This is a genomic window from Campylobacter sp. VBCF_06 NA8, from assembly GCF_027737825.1.
GTDB lineage: Bacteria > Campylobacterota > Campylobacteria > Campylobacterales > Campylobacteraceae > Campylobacter_B.
The window spans coordinates 171,531-184,654 of sequence record NZ_JAOVUB010000002.1 but is presented as its reverse complement, the minus strand read 5'-3'; the positions used below and the strand labels follow the sequence as shown (position 1 = coordinate 184,654).

15 protein-coding genes are annotated in these 13,124 nt (G+C 40.6%); 5 read left to right on the top strand and 10 right to left on the bottom strand.

Annotated elements, in window-relative coordinates; translation table 11 throughout:
• Nucleotides 1-11: 11 nt before the first annotated feature.
• The 10 genes from fabI to OFO10_RS03425 form a co-directional block, all read right to left on the bottom strand.
• Nucleotides 12-830 carry an enoyl-ACP reductase FabI gene (fabI, locus tag OFO10_RS03470; protein WP_270866091.1) on the bottom strand — a complete coding sequence of 273 codons (819 nt, stop codon included), beginning with the start codon at nucleotides 828-830 and terminating at the stop codon, nucleotides 12-14.
• Nucleotides 827-1,519 carry a triose-phosphate isomerase gene (locus OFO10_RS03465; protein ID WP_270866090.1) on the bottom strand — a complete coding sequence of 231 codons (693 nt, stop codon included), beginning with the start codon at nucleotides 1,517-1,519 and terminating at the stop codon, nucleotides 827-829. The genes fabI and OFO10_RS03465 overlap by 4 nt, the downstream gene beginning before the upstream one ends.
• A complete protein-coding gene (locus tag OFO10_RS03460) occupies nucleotides 1,516-2,727 on the bottom strand; it encodes a phosphoglycerate kinase (protein ID WP_270859370.1) in 1,212 nt (403 codons plus the stop codon). The genes OFO10_RS03465 and OFO10_RS03460 overlap by 4 nt, the downstream gene beginning before the upstream one ends.
• A 1-nt stretch (nucleotide 2,728) precedes the next feature.
• Nucleotides 2,729-3,733, bottom strand: coding sequence for a type I glyceraldehyde-3-phosphate dehydrogenase (gap, locus tag OFO10_RS03455; protein ID WP_270859369.1), 1,005 nt, complete (start codon nucleotides 3,731-3,733; stop codon nucleotides 2,729-2,731).
• Between the two features lie 81 nt (nucleotides 3,734-3,814).
• Nucleotides 3,815-4,072 carry a barstar family protein gene (locus OFO10_RS03450; RefSeq protein WP_270864603.1) on the bottom strand — a complete coding sequence of 86 codons (258 nt, stop codon included), beginning with the start codon at nucleotides 4,070-4,072 and terminating at the stop codon, nucleotides 3,815-3,817.
• Nucleotides 4,072-4,521, bottom strand: coding sequence for a ribonuclease domain-containing protein (locus OFO10_RS03445; RefSeq protein ID WP_270864604.1), 450 nt, complete (start codon nucleotides 4,519-4,521; stop codon nucleotides 4,072-4,074). The genes OFO10_RS03450 and OFO10_RS03445 overlap by 1 nt, the downstream gene beginning before the upstream one ends.
• Nucleotides 4,514-5,077: a DedA family protein gene (locus OFO10_RS03440; RefSeq protein ID WP_333720325.1), complete on the bottom strand. Its 564-nt coding sequence runs from the start codon at nucleotides 5,075-5,077 to the stop codon at nucleotides 4,514-4,516. The genes OFO10_RS03445 and OFO10_RS03440 overlap by 8 nt, the downstream gene beginning before the upstream one ends.
• A gap of 32 nt (nucleotides 5,078-5,109) precedes the next feature.
• Nucleotides 5,110-5,682: a lipid-binding SYLF domain-containing protein gene (locus OFO10_RS03435; protein WP_270861941.1), complete on the bottom strand. Its 573-nt coding sequence runs from the start codon at nucleotides 5,680-5,682 to the stop codon at nucleotides 5,110-5,112.
• A gap of 19 nt (nucleotides 5,683-5,701) precedes the next feature.
• Nucleotides 5,702-7,255: a ribonuclease Y gene (rny, locus tag OFO10_RS03430; protein ID WP_270859364.1), complete on the bottom strand. Its 1,554-nt coding sequence runs from the start codon at nucleotides 7,253-7,255 to the stop codon at nucleotides 5,702-5,704.
• The gene (locus OFO10_RS03425; protein ID WP_270866089.1) at nucleotides 7,188-7,805 is read right to left on the bottom strand and encodes a 5-formyltetrahydrofolate cyclo-ligase; all 618 of its coding nucleotides are present in this window, start codon (nucleotides 7,803-7,805) and stop codon (nucleotides 7,188-7,190) included. The genes rny and OFO10_RS03425 overlap by 68 nt, the downstream gene beginning before the upstream one ends.
• An 81-nt stretch (nucleotides 7,806-7,886) precedes the next feature.
• On the opposite strand from OFO10_RS03425, the gene OFO10_RS03420 reads away from it, so the two are divergent.
• The 5 genes from OFO10_RS03420 (at nucleotide 7,887) to OFO10_RS03400 (ending at nucleotide 13,116) form a co-directional block, all read left to right on the top strand.
• On the top strand, nucleotides 7,887-8,474 hold the full coding sequence (locus tag OFO10_RS03420; RefSeq protein ID WP_270866088.1) for a TlpA family protein disulfide reductase: 588 nt from the start codon (nucleotides 7,887-7,889) through the stop codon (nucleotides 8,472-8,474).
• Nucleotides 8,474-9,337, top strand: coding sequence for a signal recognition particle-docking protein FtsY (gene ftsY, locus OFO10_RS03415; RefSeq protein WP_270866087.1), 864 nt, complete (start codon nucleotides 8,474-8,476; stop codon nucleotides 9,335-9,337). The genes OFO10_RS03420 and ftsY overlap by 1 nt, the downstream gene beginning before the upstream one ends.
• A gap of 140 nt (nucleotides 9,338-9,477) precedes the next feature.
• Entirely contained in the window at nucleotides 9,478-10,266 is a 789-nt protein-coding gene (locus OFO10_RS03410) for an ATP-binding cassette domain-containing protein (RefSeq protein WP_270866086.1), read from the top strand.
• Nucleotides 10,266-11,204 carry an ABC transporter permease gene (locus OFO10_RS03405; RefSeq protein ID WP_270866085.1) on the top strand — a complete coding sequence of 313 codons (939 nt, stop codon included), beginning with the start codon at nucleotides 10,266-10,268 and terminating at the stop codon, nucleotides 11,202-11,204. The genes OFO10_RS03410 and OFO10_RS03405 overlap by 1 nt, the downstream gene beginning before the upstream one ends.
• 1 nt (nucleotide 11,205) lies before the next feature.
• The gene (locus tag OFO10_RS03400) at nucleotides 11,206-13,116 is read left to right on the top strand and encodes a tetratricopeptide repeat protein (protein WP_270866084.1); all 1,911 of its coding nucleotides are present in this window, start codon (nucleotides 11,206-11,208) and stop codon (nucleotides 13,114-13,116) included.
• Nucleotides 13,117-13,124 lie beyond the last annotated feature (8 nt).

Sequence of the window (13,124 nt, the reverse complement as noted above, 5' to 3'; positions counted from 1 at the left end):
GGATAAAAGGATTAGTTTTTATCAATCGCTAGGATTGTGTTACCCTCGTCATCGGTGGCGATATCACCCATGCCCATTATGTTATAACCGCAATCGACATAGTGAATCTCTCCCGTAACTGCGCTGGCAAAGTCGCTAAGCAAATACGCGCCAGATTTGCCGACTTCGAAAATATCCACATTTCGTTTAAGTGGGGCATTTTTTTCGTTGTATTTTAGGATTAGGCGAAAATCGCCGATACCACTAGCTGCGAGAGTTTTTATCGGACCCGCTGAAATCGCATTTACGCGAATTCCGCGCTCGCCCAAATCGTGCGCTAGGTAGCGCACTGAGCTCTCTAACGCTGCTTTTGCCACGCCCATGACATTGTAATGTGGCACAAATTTCACGCCACCAAGATAGCTTAATGTCAAAATCGCTCCGCCGTCATTTAATAGCGGTTCGACTGCGTTTGTAAGCGCAATCAGCGAATAAACAGAAGTTTGCATAGCGACATTAAAAGCTTCTTTTGTAGTGTCAATAAATTTGCCATCAAGCGCCTCGCGTGGGGCAAACGCCACAGCGTGAAGCACGAAGTCAAATTTGCCAAAATCTTTTTCTAAACTCGCGCGCAAATTCGCCAAATGCTCGTCGTTGTTGATATCTAACTCATAAATTTTATCGCTTCCAAGCTCCGCAGCAATCGGCTCGACGCGCTTTTTCAAAGCGTCATTTAAAAATGTAAAAGCCAGCTCCGCCCCTTGCTCGTGGCAAATTTTCGCAATGCCATAAGCGATAGATTTGTTGTTTGCAACGCCGACGATTAGCCCTTTTTTACCTTTTAGTATCATTTTGCTTCCTTGATTAGATTTATGAAATTTTCTGCTTCCCAGCTAGCCGTTCCCACTAAAACGCCGTTGCAACTTGGAATTTGCGAAATTTCGGCGATATTTTTGAGATTTACGCTTCCGCCATAAAGCAAAGGCGCCTTTGTTTTGGTGCGCAAAAAGCTTAAAATTTCATCAATTATCGCGCTCGTGGCTGTATTTCCAGTGCCAATCGCCCAAATTGGCTCGTAAGCGATAACCAAATTTTGGTAATCTAAATCGATTGTTTCTAGTTGCGAATTTAGAAATTCCTTTGTTTTGCTGTTTTTATACACAGCCTCGTTTTCGCCGATACAAAAGATGATTTTCCAGCCTTGTGATTTTGCAAATTCGAATTTTTTTGCGATTAGCTCATCGCTTTCGCCCAAAATTTCGCGCCTTTCGCTATGTCCGATTAAAACGCAAGAAATGCCAAACTCGCCCAGCATTTCTTTGCCGATTTCGCCTGTGAAACTGCCGTTTTGGCATGGGTAGAAATTTTGTGCGCCTTGGATAAATTTGTGATTTCCCAAATTCAGAGCCACACTTGGCGGAAATACCAAAATTTCGTGCTTTGATAAAATTTCATCGCCTAAATTTGCATTTAAAATTTCGCAATAACGCTCGAAACTAGCCCTAGTGTGATTGCATTTTAAATTCGCGGCTAGTATCATTGCTCGCTATCCTCGATAGTTAGGACTTTTACGCCAGGAAGCTCTTTACCCTCGATTAGCTCCAAGCTAGCCCCACCACCCGTGGAGATAAATGTCATATCATCGGCGTTTCCGGCTCTTTCGACCACATCGGCTGTATCGCCACCGCCCACGACGGTCGTAGCGTCGCTATCGGCGATAAAGTGCGATATACGCATACTTCCGCGCGCAAATTTATCGATCTCAAACACGCCCATAGGGCCGTTCCACCAGATAGTTTGCGCATCATCAAGTGCCTCTTTAAAAAGCGCCACGGTCGCAGGTCCGATATCTAGCCCCATCCAGCCAGCTGGGATTTCTTGGACCGTTACGCGCTTCATAACAGAATCTTGCGAGCAAGCAGGTGCCGCGATAGTATCGACTGGGATATAAATTTTAACGCCTAATTCCTTGCCCTTGCGCAAGATATTTTTAGCCTCTTCAATCAAATCCTCTTCTAAAAGCGAATTTCCGATATCATATCCAACGGCCTTTAAAAATGTAAAAGCCATACCGCCACCGATAATGAGTTTATCGACTTTTGGGAGTAGATTATGCAAGGCTTGGAGCTTACCACTGACCTTGCTACCGCCAGTTACAGCGACGAAAGGACGGGCTGGGCGTTTGATCAAATCAGCGGCGAATTTAATCTCTTTTTGCAGCAAAAATCCAGCCGCTTTGTGCTCGTTGTCGAAAAACTTCGTCACAGCCTCGACGCTTGCGTGCGCTCTGTGGCATACGCCAAATGCGTCATTGACATAAAATTCGGCAAAGCTAGCTAATTTTTTGGCTAATTCAGTATCGTTTTTGGTTTCGCCCTTTTCGAAACGCAAATTATCTAATAATAAAAGCTCGCCCTTTTTTAGCTCGCTAACTGCCTTGCTAGCACGCTCGCCTACGATATCATCGACAAATTTGACCTCGCGATCAAGCAATCTGCCAAGTCTTTTTGCCACAGGGCGAAGGCTAAATTTCTCCTCGTAGCCGTTTTTTGGGCGGCCAAGGTGACTAGCTAGTATCACGCAACCACCATTATCCAAACAATAGCGAATCGTAGGGATTGATGAGCGGATTCTGCGATCGTCTGTGATATTGCCAAACTCGTCCATAGGCACATTAAAATCGCATCTGATAAAAACTTTCGCGCCGTCTGTAAAATTTAAATCCTTAATATCTAAAATTTGGCTCATTTTAACCCCTTTTTGACGCTGCGAAAACCGCTAAATCAACCAATCTGTTACTATAACCCCACTCGTTATCATACCAGCTTAGCACTTTGATTAAATTTCCGCCAATCACCTGCGTGCAATCGCTCGCCACGGCTGTCGAAAATGTCGAAGTGCAAAAATCGCTTGATACGCGTTTGTCATCATCGACGACCAAAATTCCCTTCATTGCGCCATTAGCGTATTTTCTAAAAATTTCATTTAGCTCGTCAGCTGTGGTCTCTTTTTTGGTCGATACGGTCAAATCTACCATTGAAACATTTGCTACTGGCACGCGCACAGCTTGTCCGTGCATTTTGCCTTTAAGATGAGGCAAAATCAGGCTGATTGCCTTGGCTGCGCCTGTCGTAGTCGGTATGATATTGCACGCTGCCGCACGACTTCTGCGGAAATCGCGTGATTTGACATCGACTAGGCTTTGGCCATTTGTATAAGCGTGGATTGTAGTCATCAAGCCCTTTTCGATACCTAGCTCATCATCTAAAATTTTAGCCACAGGGCCAAGTCCGTTTGTGGTGCAGCTAGCGTTTGAAATCACGCTCTCGCCTGCGTAGCTTTCGTGATTTACGCCGATTACATAAGTCGGAGTATCGTCCTTAGCAGGGGCGCTCATAACGACAAGTTTAATGCCGTTATCCAAAAATGGTTTGCATTTTTCTGTGGTTAAAAATGCTCCCGTGCATTCTAGCACAACTTCTGCGCCAAGCCCAGCGAAATCGAGCTCGCTAGCGTCTCTGGTGCTATAAACTCTGATTTTTTTGCCATCTACTGCGATGTAATCGTCGTTTATGATTTCAACTTTTTTATTAAATTCCCCATGAACTGTGTCGTATTGAAGCAAGTATCTAGTAAGGTCGCGTTTAGCGGTATCGTTGATAGCCACTAGCTCCACATCATCGCGATTTAGCGCGATTCTGGCTGCACATCTGCCGATGCGTCCAAAGCCGTTAATTGCAATTTTTGTTGCCATAATTTTTCCTTAAAATGAAATTTTAAAAATCTTATAATATTACAAAAATTTGGGTTAATTAACGGTAAAATGGATTAAAATTTAGCTGTTTTTGACGCTAAATTTCACGCCACTATCAGCAAAAACGCTTAGCAAAATTTCATAAAATTCGCCAAATTTGTCTTTTAAAATTTGGCCATTTTCTATGATAAATTCAGCGTCGTTTCTCTCGGTTAGCGCGTCATAAAGTGCGTCTAGATTTGTAATATAATCAGGCTCGAATTTTAGGCGTTTGGCGATGAATTTATAAAGCCCTGCTTTGCTTTTTACTTTGGCTGCGTCGATTGTGATTTGCTTCATTATTGCACCCTCTCAAAGCTCTTGTAATGGTCTTTTGTGTAAAAAATCAAGCCGTCGTTTGAAAACACTAGCCGTTTTTTACCCCTAGCACCACCCCTGTAATCAATATCAGCCTCTGTGTAAATTCTGCCCTTTTTAGCAGGAAGCGCGCGCTCGTAATTTCCAAATCTATCGCCACCGATCGATTTATCCTTCGCGTATGCGTGCAGATCGCCACCGCTCCAACCAAGAGCGTTTGCCTGCTTTTTGGTGATGAAATTTGAAGGCAGTTCTCCGTGCGCTTTGATATGCTCGCTCACGCACTCTTTGCTAATGCAAAGCTCGCTTACTGGCGTTTGTGCGCCATTATCTTGCGCGCTTTGCGAAATAGAATTTTTGCCATAAAATAAAAATAAAGCTAATGCTAAAACCCCGAAAATCAGGGCAAAATTTAGAAATTTTTTACTCACTTTTGATTCTTTTTTTGGTTGCAAATTTAAAATAGCAAATTATCGCTGCTACAACCAAAGCAAGGATTAGTGGCGCGATATAAGGTTTTTCTTTGATATGAGAGTAAATTTCTTGGACGAAATCCCCAGCATAAAAGCTCAAAAGTCCGATGATAAGCGCCCATACAAGCGAACTAACCGCGTTTAAAATGCTAAATTTCAAAAACGAGTATTTTGTGATACCAATGGCGATTGGAACCAAGGTTTTTAGCCCATAGATGAATTTTTGGATTAAAATTATCCTATCGCCGTATCGTTTGAATAAAATTTGCGACAAAGCCAAATTTCGGCGCTGTTTTTTTAGGTATGGCATGATATCTTTTTTGTTGTAGCGACTGACCCAAAACAGCCCCGTATCGCCCAAGAAATTTGACACGCAGGCTACGGCTATACAAACCCAAATATTAAGTTCGCCTGTAAAGCTTAAAATTCCAGCAGCCACCAAGGCGATAAATCCACCGCCCAAAGTGTATAAAAAAAGTAGTAAATATCCCCAAGTATGGAGGTTTTCAAACATAGAATCCATGAAATTTACCCGCTTAATCTAGCCTAAAAATTTCGCCCTAAAACCTGCATTAAAAGCCTGTATTCTTGTGTGGAAGTATCGAAAGCCACGCTATTTTTGGTCTCTATGACAGAGCCACCTAGGCTAACACCTGCGAAAAATCCACCCTTGCTTGTGAAAACATACATATCTTTATTTATCATATCAAGTCTGCCTGAATCCGCGCTGTAATTGCCAACCACGGCTGTCGCGTCGCCTGAGAGGGTGATTTGGGATTTGCGCATTTTATTTATCATAGCCTCACTCATCACGAAAATTACCAAATAATTATCCTCATAGCCTATTTGTAGCCCGATACTAGCGTTTGAAATATCCACAGCGCTTACCTGACCGCCCTTATAGACAATGACGCCCTCGCCATACATTCCGCCTATGATAAAGCCTAGCTTTTTCACACTTGGGAAAATCAGCACAGCCTCGGCCTCATTAGCTAGGTATTTATACGCAGAGTTGCTTTTCATCACAGACGAATACGCGCCCGCACTATTTATCAAAAGCTCGTCCTCTCCAAAAAGTGCGCCCACAAAAAGCAAAAGTGAAAGTATGATTTTTTTCATTTTTTATCCTTAGTTAAATTTATTTAGCGATTTCAACCGCGCGAAGCTCGCGTATGACATTGACCTTGATTTCGCCCGGGAATTGCACCTTGTCTTGGATTTCCTCGGCGATCTCTTTTGCGATTAGCACAGCCTCATCATCGTTGATTAATTTTGCATTGGCAATGACGCGAATTTCGCGTCCAGCGTTGATTGCATAAGCTTGTTTTACGCCGTTTTTACCAAGTGCGATTGTTTCTATATCATTAACCCTTTTTAGGAAGCTCTCCAATACTTCGCGCCTTGCCCCAGGTCTAGCCGCACTTAGCGCATCAGCTGCGCACACAGCGGCACTTTCTACGCTTGTAGCTTCCTCGTGTCCGTGGTGAGCGAAAATCGCATTAATCACGACTGGGTGCTCTTTGTATCTGCGACAAACCTCTGCGCCCAAATCCACATGCGAGCCCTCGTATTCGTGTGTAAGAGCCTTGCCGATATCGTGCAAAAGTCCGGCCCTTTTGGCTAGTTTTGGATCGCCACCTGTCTCAGCTGCAATAATTCCTGCTAAATGCGCTACTTCAAGAGAGTGCGCAAGGGCGTTTTGACCATAGCTCGCACGGAATTTTAACTTTCCGATAAGTTTTAAAATTTCTGGGTGCAGTTTGCCAATGCCTAGATCCATAACGATATTTTCGCCCTCTTCTAAAATGCTTGATTCGAACTCATCGCAAACTCTTTTATAAATATCCTCGATTCTAGCTGGCTGAATTCTGCCATCTTCAATCAAAAGCTCGATTACGCGCACAGCGATAGCCCTGCGGTAAAGATTGTGCGAGCTAACGATAATCGCATTTGGCGTATCATCGATGATGACATCTACGCCCAGCGTCATTTCTAAGCTTTTGATATTGCGACCCTCTTTACCAATAATTCGACCTTTTAGCTCATCATTTTTGATATTTACGACATTTATTAGGCGTTCAGCTGCAAACTCGCCAGCAAAACGCGAAGTCGCCTGAGCGATGATATAATTTGCCTTTTTTCTAGCCTCTTTTTTCGCCTCTTCCTCGTGTTTGCGCACGATATGAGCGATATCTATGCGTGATTGTTCCTCGACCTTGCGCAAAATTTCATCTCTTGCCTCACTTTGCGTAAATCCAGCCACGCGCTCTAAAACTTTCAGTGATTCGGCTAGTTTTTCCTCGTAATTTTTCTTTAAATTTACGCCCTCATCGTAGAGAAATTTAGCTTCATTTCTAGCATTTTCTACATCTGCTTTGCTGTTTTTAAGCACCTCTTGTTCGGTTAAAAGAGCCTGTTCTTTTTTGTTCAGTTCGTTGAATTTTTGATTGTAATCTTTTTGGAGATGATTTGACTTTTCCTCGTATTTCTTTTTAGCCTCTAATTCAGCCTCTTGGACTGAAATTTTAGAATCCCTAAGCACGCCCTCGGCTTCGAATTCTATGGCTTTTGCCTTTGCTTTTGCTTGTTCAATCAATACATCGTAGTTTGCGTTATTGATTTTTCTAGCTACCCCATACCCTATGCCAGCGCCCACCGCAAGAGCGCACAAGGCGATTAAGATCTCTATCATATTTTCCTCTTTTAAAGTAATTTTTGCTCGGAGTAATGTAAAAATCACCTACCACATCATGGCTCAAAGATAAAATTTCATCTGTGAAACAATCCTCTAAGCTCACAAAAACCACGGTAGGTTTGTGTTTTAGACCTGAAAAAAACATATCATAATATCCTTTACCATGTCCTATTCTAGCGAGCCTTCCATCTACTCCAACCACTGGAATAACCGCTAGATCCACCTTGCCGAAATAGCCGTTTTGAGGCAGTGTTTCACGCAACCCAAAATGCGATTTGACAAAAGGAAGTCGCAATTTTACCATTTTTAAATTAATATCCGTTATAAGTGGAAGATAAAATTCGCATTTTTTACCCATTAAATTTTTCAAAAACAAAATTTCGGGCTCGTATTTTAGTGGCAAAAAAATCAAAATTTTGCGCGCACCAAGAGCGCGAATTAAATTCGCAATCCGCCTAGAAATGATATACGAAGTGCATTTGGCTGAAATTTTGGCACGAAATTTAAGCCTAGATTTGCAAATTTTCCTAAATTCATTTTTTTCCACGATTTTAACTTTGTATTAAATTTTAACGGCTATTTTAGCAAGTTTAAGTATAATTCCACATCAAAATTAACAAGGCAACAAATGAAATTTAAAATTTTACTAGCTCTGCTTATGGGTTTTTTCGTCCTTACTGGGTGCGAGAAAAAGGACGAGCAAAGCGCAAATAGCGAGCCAGAGATAACCCAAAGCGCCGAAAATGAAAATATCCCCACAGAAAGCAGTATTGGCACCAATTACACTGCGCCGTTTTCGCTCACATTTACAAATAATCAAATTTTAAATATGCAAAAAAACAAAAATGGTTTTAGCATAGAAAATGGCGGCAAAACCACGCTTTTTGCCTTTTTTGCTTCGTGGTGTGATGCTTGCACAATCCAAGCAAGCGCGCTTAATACGCTCGTGGAAAAATACGGCGATAAGCTCGATGTAGTGGCTGTTTTGATAGCTGATGAGATTTCATTAGACGAGCTAAAAGAGTATGAAAAAAAGGTAAAAGCCAAATTTAAAATAGCCTATGGCGAGGCAAATGATTTTTTCACAGGCACGCTTGGAGGCATTTCAGAAATCCCGTATTTGGTGGTTTATGACAAAAAAGGCGAGTTTAGCGCTCAATATTTCGGCTTAGTCCCCGAAGAAATTTTAACACTCGAAATGGAGAAAATTTTATAATGTTTAATTTTTTTAAAAAAGGTCTTAGCAAGACGATCGAGGCTATGAAGGAGGCTCGCGGCAAAAGCAAAATTTCAAAAGAAGTGCTTGAAGAAATGCTTTTAGAAGCCGATGTGGATTATGAAATCATCGAGGAAATTATATTTTATCTCCCGCCTAACGAATTCGTCGAAAAGGCCGATTTGAAGCGTGTAATGAAGACATATTTTATGTATGAACACGAAAATTTCACCCCCGCTAAACCTTATGTCGAGCTAATCCTTGGCGTAAATGGCGCAGGCAAGACAACCTCTGTCGCAAAGCTGGCAAATTTATACAAAAAAGCTGGAAATAGCGTGATTTTGGGCGCGTGTGATACATTTAGAGCGGGCGCAGTCGAGCAGATAAAACGCTGGTCGCAAATCATAAATGTCCCTATCATCGCTACCGCGCAAGGCCACGACCCTGCGGCTGTGGCTTACGATACCATTAGCTCAGCCGTCGCTAAGAGGCTAGATCGCGTGCTAATCGATACAGCCGGCAGACTTCAAAACCAAAAAAACCTAGCAAACGAGCTAGAAAAAATCGTTCGTATCTCAGCCAGAGCCTGCGAGGGCGCGCCACATCGCAAAATCATCGTGCTTGACGCGACGCAGGGAAACAACAGCGTAATCCAAGCCAAAGCTTTTAATGAAATCACCAAACTTGATGGCATTATCATCACCAAACTCGACGGCACGCCAAAAGGTGGCGCGCTTTTTGGGATTGCGCGTGAGCTAGAAATCCCGATTTTGTATGTAGGCGTGGGCGAGAGTATGGACGATTTGATCAAATTTAACCCAGATGAGTTTGTCGATACCCTAGTCGATGGACTTTTTGAATAAGAAATTTCACTTTAAATTTGCAAATTTATAAAAAACTAAATTTGCAAATTCTTTTTAAATTTAGCCAAATTTAACCCCAATATAAGTGCGTTAAGAATATAATTTAATTTTGTTTAAAATTTCAAAATTTAGGTAGAAAAATGCAAATTTATGCGGATAATTGCACTCTCTCATACGGGAAAAATCCTATTGTATCAAAACTAAGCTTCCGCGCTAATAGTGGCGAAATGGTAGCTGTTATGGGGCCAAGTGGCGTGGGCAAATCCACGACTTTGGGTCTGTTTTTTGGCGAAGCAAAATGCGAAAATGGCGAGTTTGGAATAAACGGCGCGCCAAATTTGGACCAAAATATAATCTCGCTGATTACGCAAGATGATATTTTGATAAAAGAATTTAGCGTTTATGAAAATCTCAAACACTACGCCAGATTGCACGGCGTGGCATTTTCGCGCATTGACGAAGTGATTAGTAGCCTAAATTTGGGCAAGGTGCGAAACAGCCCAGTATATAAAGGCGGTAAATGGGCGATTAGTGGCGGTCAGCGTAAAAGAGTAAATATCGCAATGGAAATGCTTTTATCGCGTAATGAAATTTTCTTTGCCGATGAGCCAACCAGCGGGCTTAGCACCGCAGGCAGTATTCAGGTTTTGCAGAGCCTTCGCGACATAGCCGACGGCAAAAGCATGAACGCCCCAAAAATCGTCATGGTGATAATTCACCAGCCAAATTTAGAGATGATAAAGATGTTTGATAAAATTTTGCTTTTTGAAGAAATCAAAAAGGAAAATGGCAAAAAACCAACTAGCCTAGCAACAACGAAATTTATGAGCTTAGCAGAGTTTTTTAGCGAGCATTTAGGTTGCGATTATGCGGGAGCTGATACGCTCGAACTTCACAAAAAATACAATGAATTTTTAAAGAGTATATGATGAAAGATATTTTAAGCTTTACCTATATAGAATTTCTTAGGAATACGGTTAAAAACATAAAATACCTAATCTTTGGCGTTGGCGTTACGGCGGCATTTTTGGGATACTTTGTGGCGTGGATTTTCTCACAAAGCGAAGACGGGACTTTTATCGGAAATAAGCACTATATGAGTTATCTACTTTTTATCGCTATGTCTGCGGCGTTTTTGGGGATTTTAAAGGGCATTTACGATATTTATGTTGATAGAGAGTTAATGCACAAATTTGCTAGAAGTGGTCTAGCTTTGCACAAATTGTTTATCGCAAAATTTATAATAGCGTTTGTAATCGGCATTATCCAATGCTTTTTGCTTACCTTACCTGCGCTTTTTATACTCAAAATTCAACAATCGCAAAGCGTCATAATCTACGCAAACTGGGTAATCTGCCTTGGAATTTTTATCTGTTCTTATGCTTTGGCATTAATCGTCTCGTGTGTCGTAGGAAGCGATAAGATCGCCTCGATTAGCATTGCCCTTTTACTAGTGCCTCAGATTATGCTAAGCGGTCAAGTGCCGTATAAAAATCTACACAAAGCCGTATTTTTATGGGAAAGCAATTATGCTAAAATGCCACCACCTGCCGTTTTGATGCCAGTGCCTGTGGGGTTTGAGGCTTTGGTTGTGGCAAATTATACGACGCTTGTAGATGAGTTTGGCAATAGTTCAAATGTAAATAATGATATCAGTGGCGAAATCGCAAAAGAAGCCGATAATATAACGCTCAAAAATGGCGTTTTCCGCTCAGCCAAATGGCATGCAAATCTATCTATGTGGGTTGTGGATTTGCTTTTATTAATGCTTTGGTGCGCGGGGTATTTGATACTAGCTTATGTGCTTTTTATGGTCTTAAACTCACCAAAATTTAAAAAGTCAAATTTAAAATTTCAAAGGAGATAGAATGAGAAAATCAACTAAATTTTTACTTAGTATTGCGCTTATGGCTTCGTTTGCGCACGCAACAGACGGCGAATGCGAAAACAAAAATGCGTTAGCTTGCTTTGCAAGTGCTAAAAGCTACGATGAAAAAAACGAAAGCGAAAAGGCGCTGGAATTTTACAAAAAAGCCTGTGAGCTAGACTATGCCCTAGGTTGTGCTAAAACAGGTGAAAAATACCAAAATTTGAAAAATCATGAAAATGCAAAGAAATTTTATTCCAAAGCTTGTGATTTAAATCATCACGAAAGCTGCGTAAATTGGGGCGAAATTTTTGAAAACGAGGGCAACTGCGACAAAGCAAGCGAGATTTATCAAGATACCTTTAAAAATAAAAAATACAAACTAGCAGGAGATAGATTTGAAGCTCTTGTCGGAAATACAAAGTGTATAACCGAAGATTTTGATATTTCAAAAACTATGGAAGCGACAGATTCTAAATGCCAGCCAAATGACGGTATGAAATACTATTTAGAAGGTGTTAAATACAAAAATAACCAAAGCGTAAATGATGCCGTCATACTTCAAACTTTTCAAAAATCATGCGATTGTGGCGAGGGAAAGGGTTGTGATGAAGTGGCAAATGTTTATTGGGAAAATTTCAAAGACTTACCACAAAAACGTAAAGACAAAACCAAAGAAGCTATGATTAAAGCTTGTGAGGGAGATATTGTAACAGGCTGCGAAAAAGTCTATTTATCGTATGAAAGAGGATATTTACAAGCAGACGATAGACAAGAGAAAATGGATAATTTGAAAGAAAAAATGGTTGGTCTTGCCGCTAGACATGAAAGGCTTTGCAAAGCAAACGACAAGCTAGAAAATGCGCTTCATTGCGATTGGGTAGCTGATTTTTATTTCTCTACTAAGCGAGACCATGAAATAGCAGAAGCAGCAAGATTATACAAAAGAGCTTGCGATTTAGGCGTAAGCAATAGTTGCTGGAAACTTGCCGAAATTTATTCCGAAGGACACGATAGCAAGACAAACCCCGAGGATACGATTAAATTTGACTTTGCTAAATATAAAGAATTTGCTTTTAAAGCATGCAAAGATGATGTCAAAAGAGCTTGTAAAAGTTTAGATATACATTATACTTTATGGCTAAATGAAAATTTATGTTTGAATGAAAATAATGAAAAATCTTGTGTCGAAGTAGGGAAAATTTACGATGACGGCTACGAAAATCAAAATTTGCGAAATTACCGATATTATATCATCAAAGCAAATAGGCATAAAGCACAAGAATTTTACAAAAAAGGTTGCAACTTAAACGACTACCAAGGTTGTTATTTATATGGATACAATTTGCTAGTAGAAGAATATTACAAAGCAATGAATAGAGAAAATTTCAACTATAATGATGCAATTGAATTGTTACTAAAAGCCTGCGATAACGGATATAGTAGAGCATGTGATAAACTTGGCTCAAAAGGAGTTGAGTTATTAGACTTACTAAAAAGTTGCGATACAAATAATGCTACTAATTGTGTGAAAGCAGGCGATATATATTATAACGGCTTTCAACTAGGAGAGAATATTCAATACAATCATGTAATTGTAAGTAATAAAAGAAAAGCCGTCGAGCTTGTCAAAAAAAGTTGCGAATTAAATGACCCTTGGGGATGTAATTATCTTGGCTATATTTATGACAAAGGTGAAGCAATCAGACAAGATGATGATTTAGCGGTAAAATTTTACAAAAAAAGTTGTGAATTAGGACACGGACAGGCTTGTCTAAATTTAGGATATGCGTATGAAACGGGGAAATTAGGCGTAAATAAAGATATTCCTAAGGCGCATGAATATTTTGGGCTAGCTTGTGATTATGGAAAAAACCAAGCTTGCGAAAAATATAAAGAAACAAAAAATTAACATAAAGG

Bases quoted from the DNA above. Each gene is read 5' to 3' on its own strand.
- OFO10_RS03450 (WP_270864603.1), bottom strand. From the start codon at position 4,072: ATGAAGCAAATCACAATCGACGCAGCCAAAGTAAAAAGCAAAGCAGGG.
- OFO10_RS03460 (WP_270859370.1), bottom strand. From the start codon at position 2,727: ATGAGCCAAATTTTAGATATTAAGGATTTAAATTTTACAGACGGCGCG.
- rny (WP_270859364.1), bottom strand. From the start codon at position 7,255: ATGATAGAGATCTTAATCGCCTTGTGCGCTCTTGCGGTGGGCGCTGGC.
- gap (WP_270859369.1), bottom strand. From the start codon at position 3,733: ATGGCAACAAAAATTGCAATTAACGGCTTTGGACGCATCGGCAGATGT.
- fabI (WP_270866091.1), bottom strand. From the start codon at position 830: ATGATACTAAAAGGTAAAAAAGGGCTAATCGTCGGCGTTGCAAACAAC.
- OFO10_RS03435 (WP_270861941.1), bottom strand. From the start codon at position 5,682: ATGAAAAAAATCATACTTTCACTTTTGCTTTTTGTGGGCGCACTTTTT.
- OFO10_RS03400 (WP_270866084.1), top strand. From the start codon at position 11,206: ATGAGAAAATCAACTAAATTTTTACTTAGTATTGCGCTTATGGCTTCG.
- OFO10_RS03420 (WP_270866088.1), top strand. From the start codon at position 7,887: ATGAAATTTAAAATTTTACTAGCTCTGCTTATGGGTTTTTTCGTCCTT.
- OFO10_RS03405 (WP_270866085.1), top strand. From the start codon at position 10,266: ATGAAAGATATTTTAAGCTTTACCTATATAGAATTTCTTAGGAATACG.
- OFO10_RS03410 (WP_270866086.1), top strand. From the start codon at position 9,478: ATGCAAATTTATGCGGATAATTGCACTCTCTCATACGGGAAAAATCCT.
- ftsY (WP_270866087.1), top strand. From the start codon at position 8,474: ATGTTTAATTTTTTTAAAAAAGGTCTTAGCAAGACGATCGAGGCTATG.
- OFO10_RS03465 (WP_270866090.1), bottom strand. From the start codon at position 1,519: ATGATACTAGCCGCGAATTTAAAATGCAATCACACTAGGGCTAGTTTC.
- OFO10_RS03440 (WP_333720325.1), bottom strand. From the start codon at position 5,077: ATGTTTGAAAACCTCCATACTTGGGGATATTTACTACTTTTTTTATAC.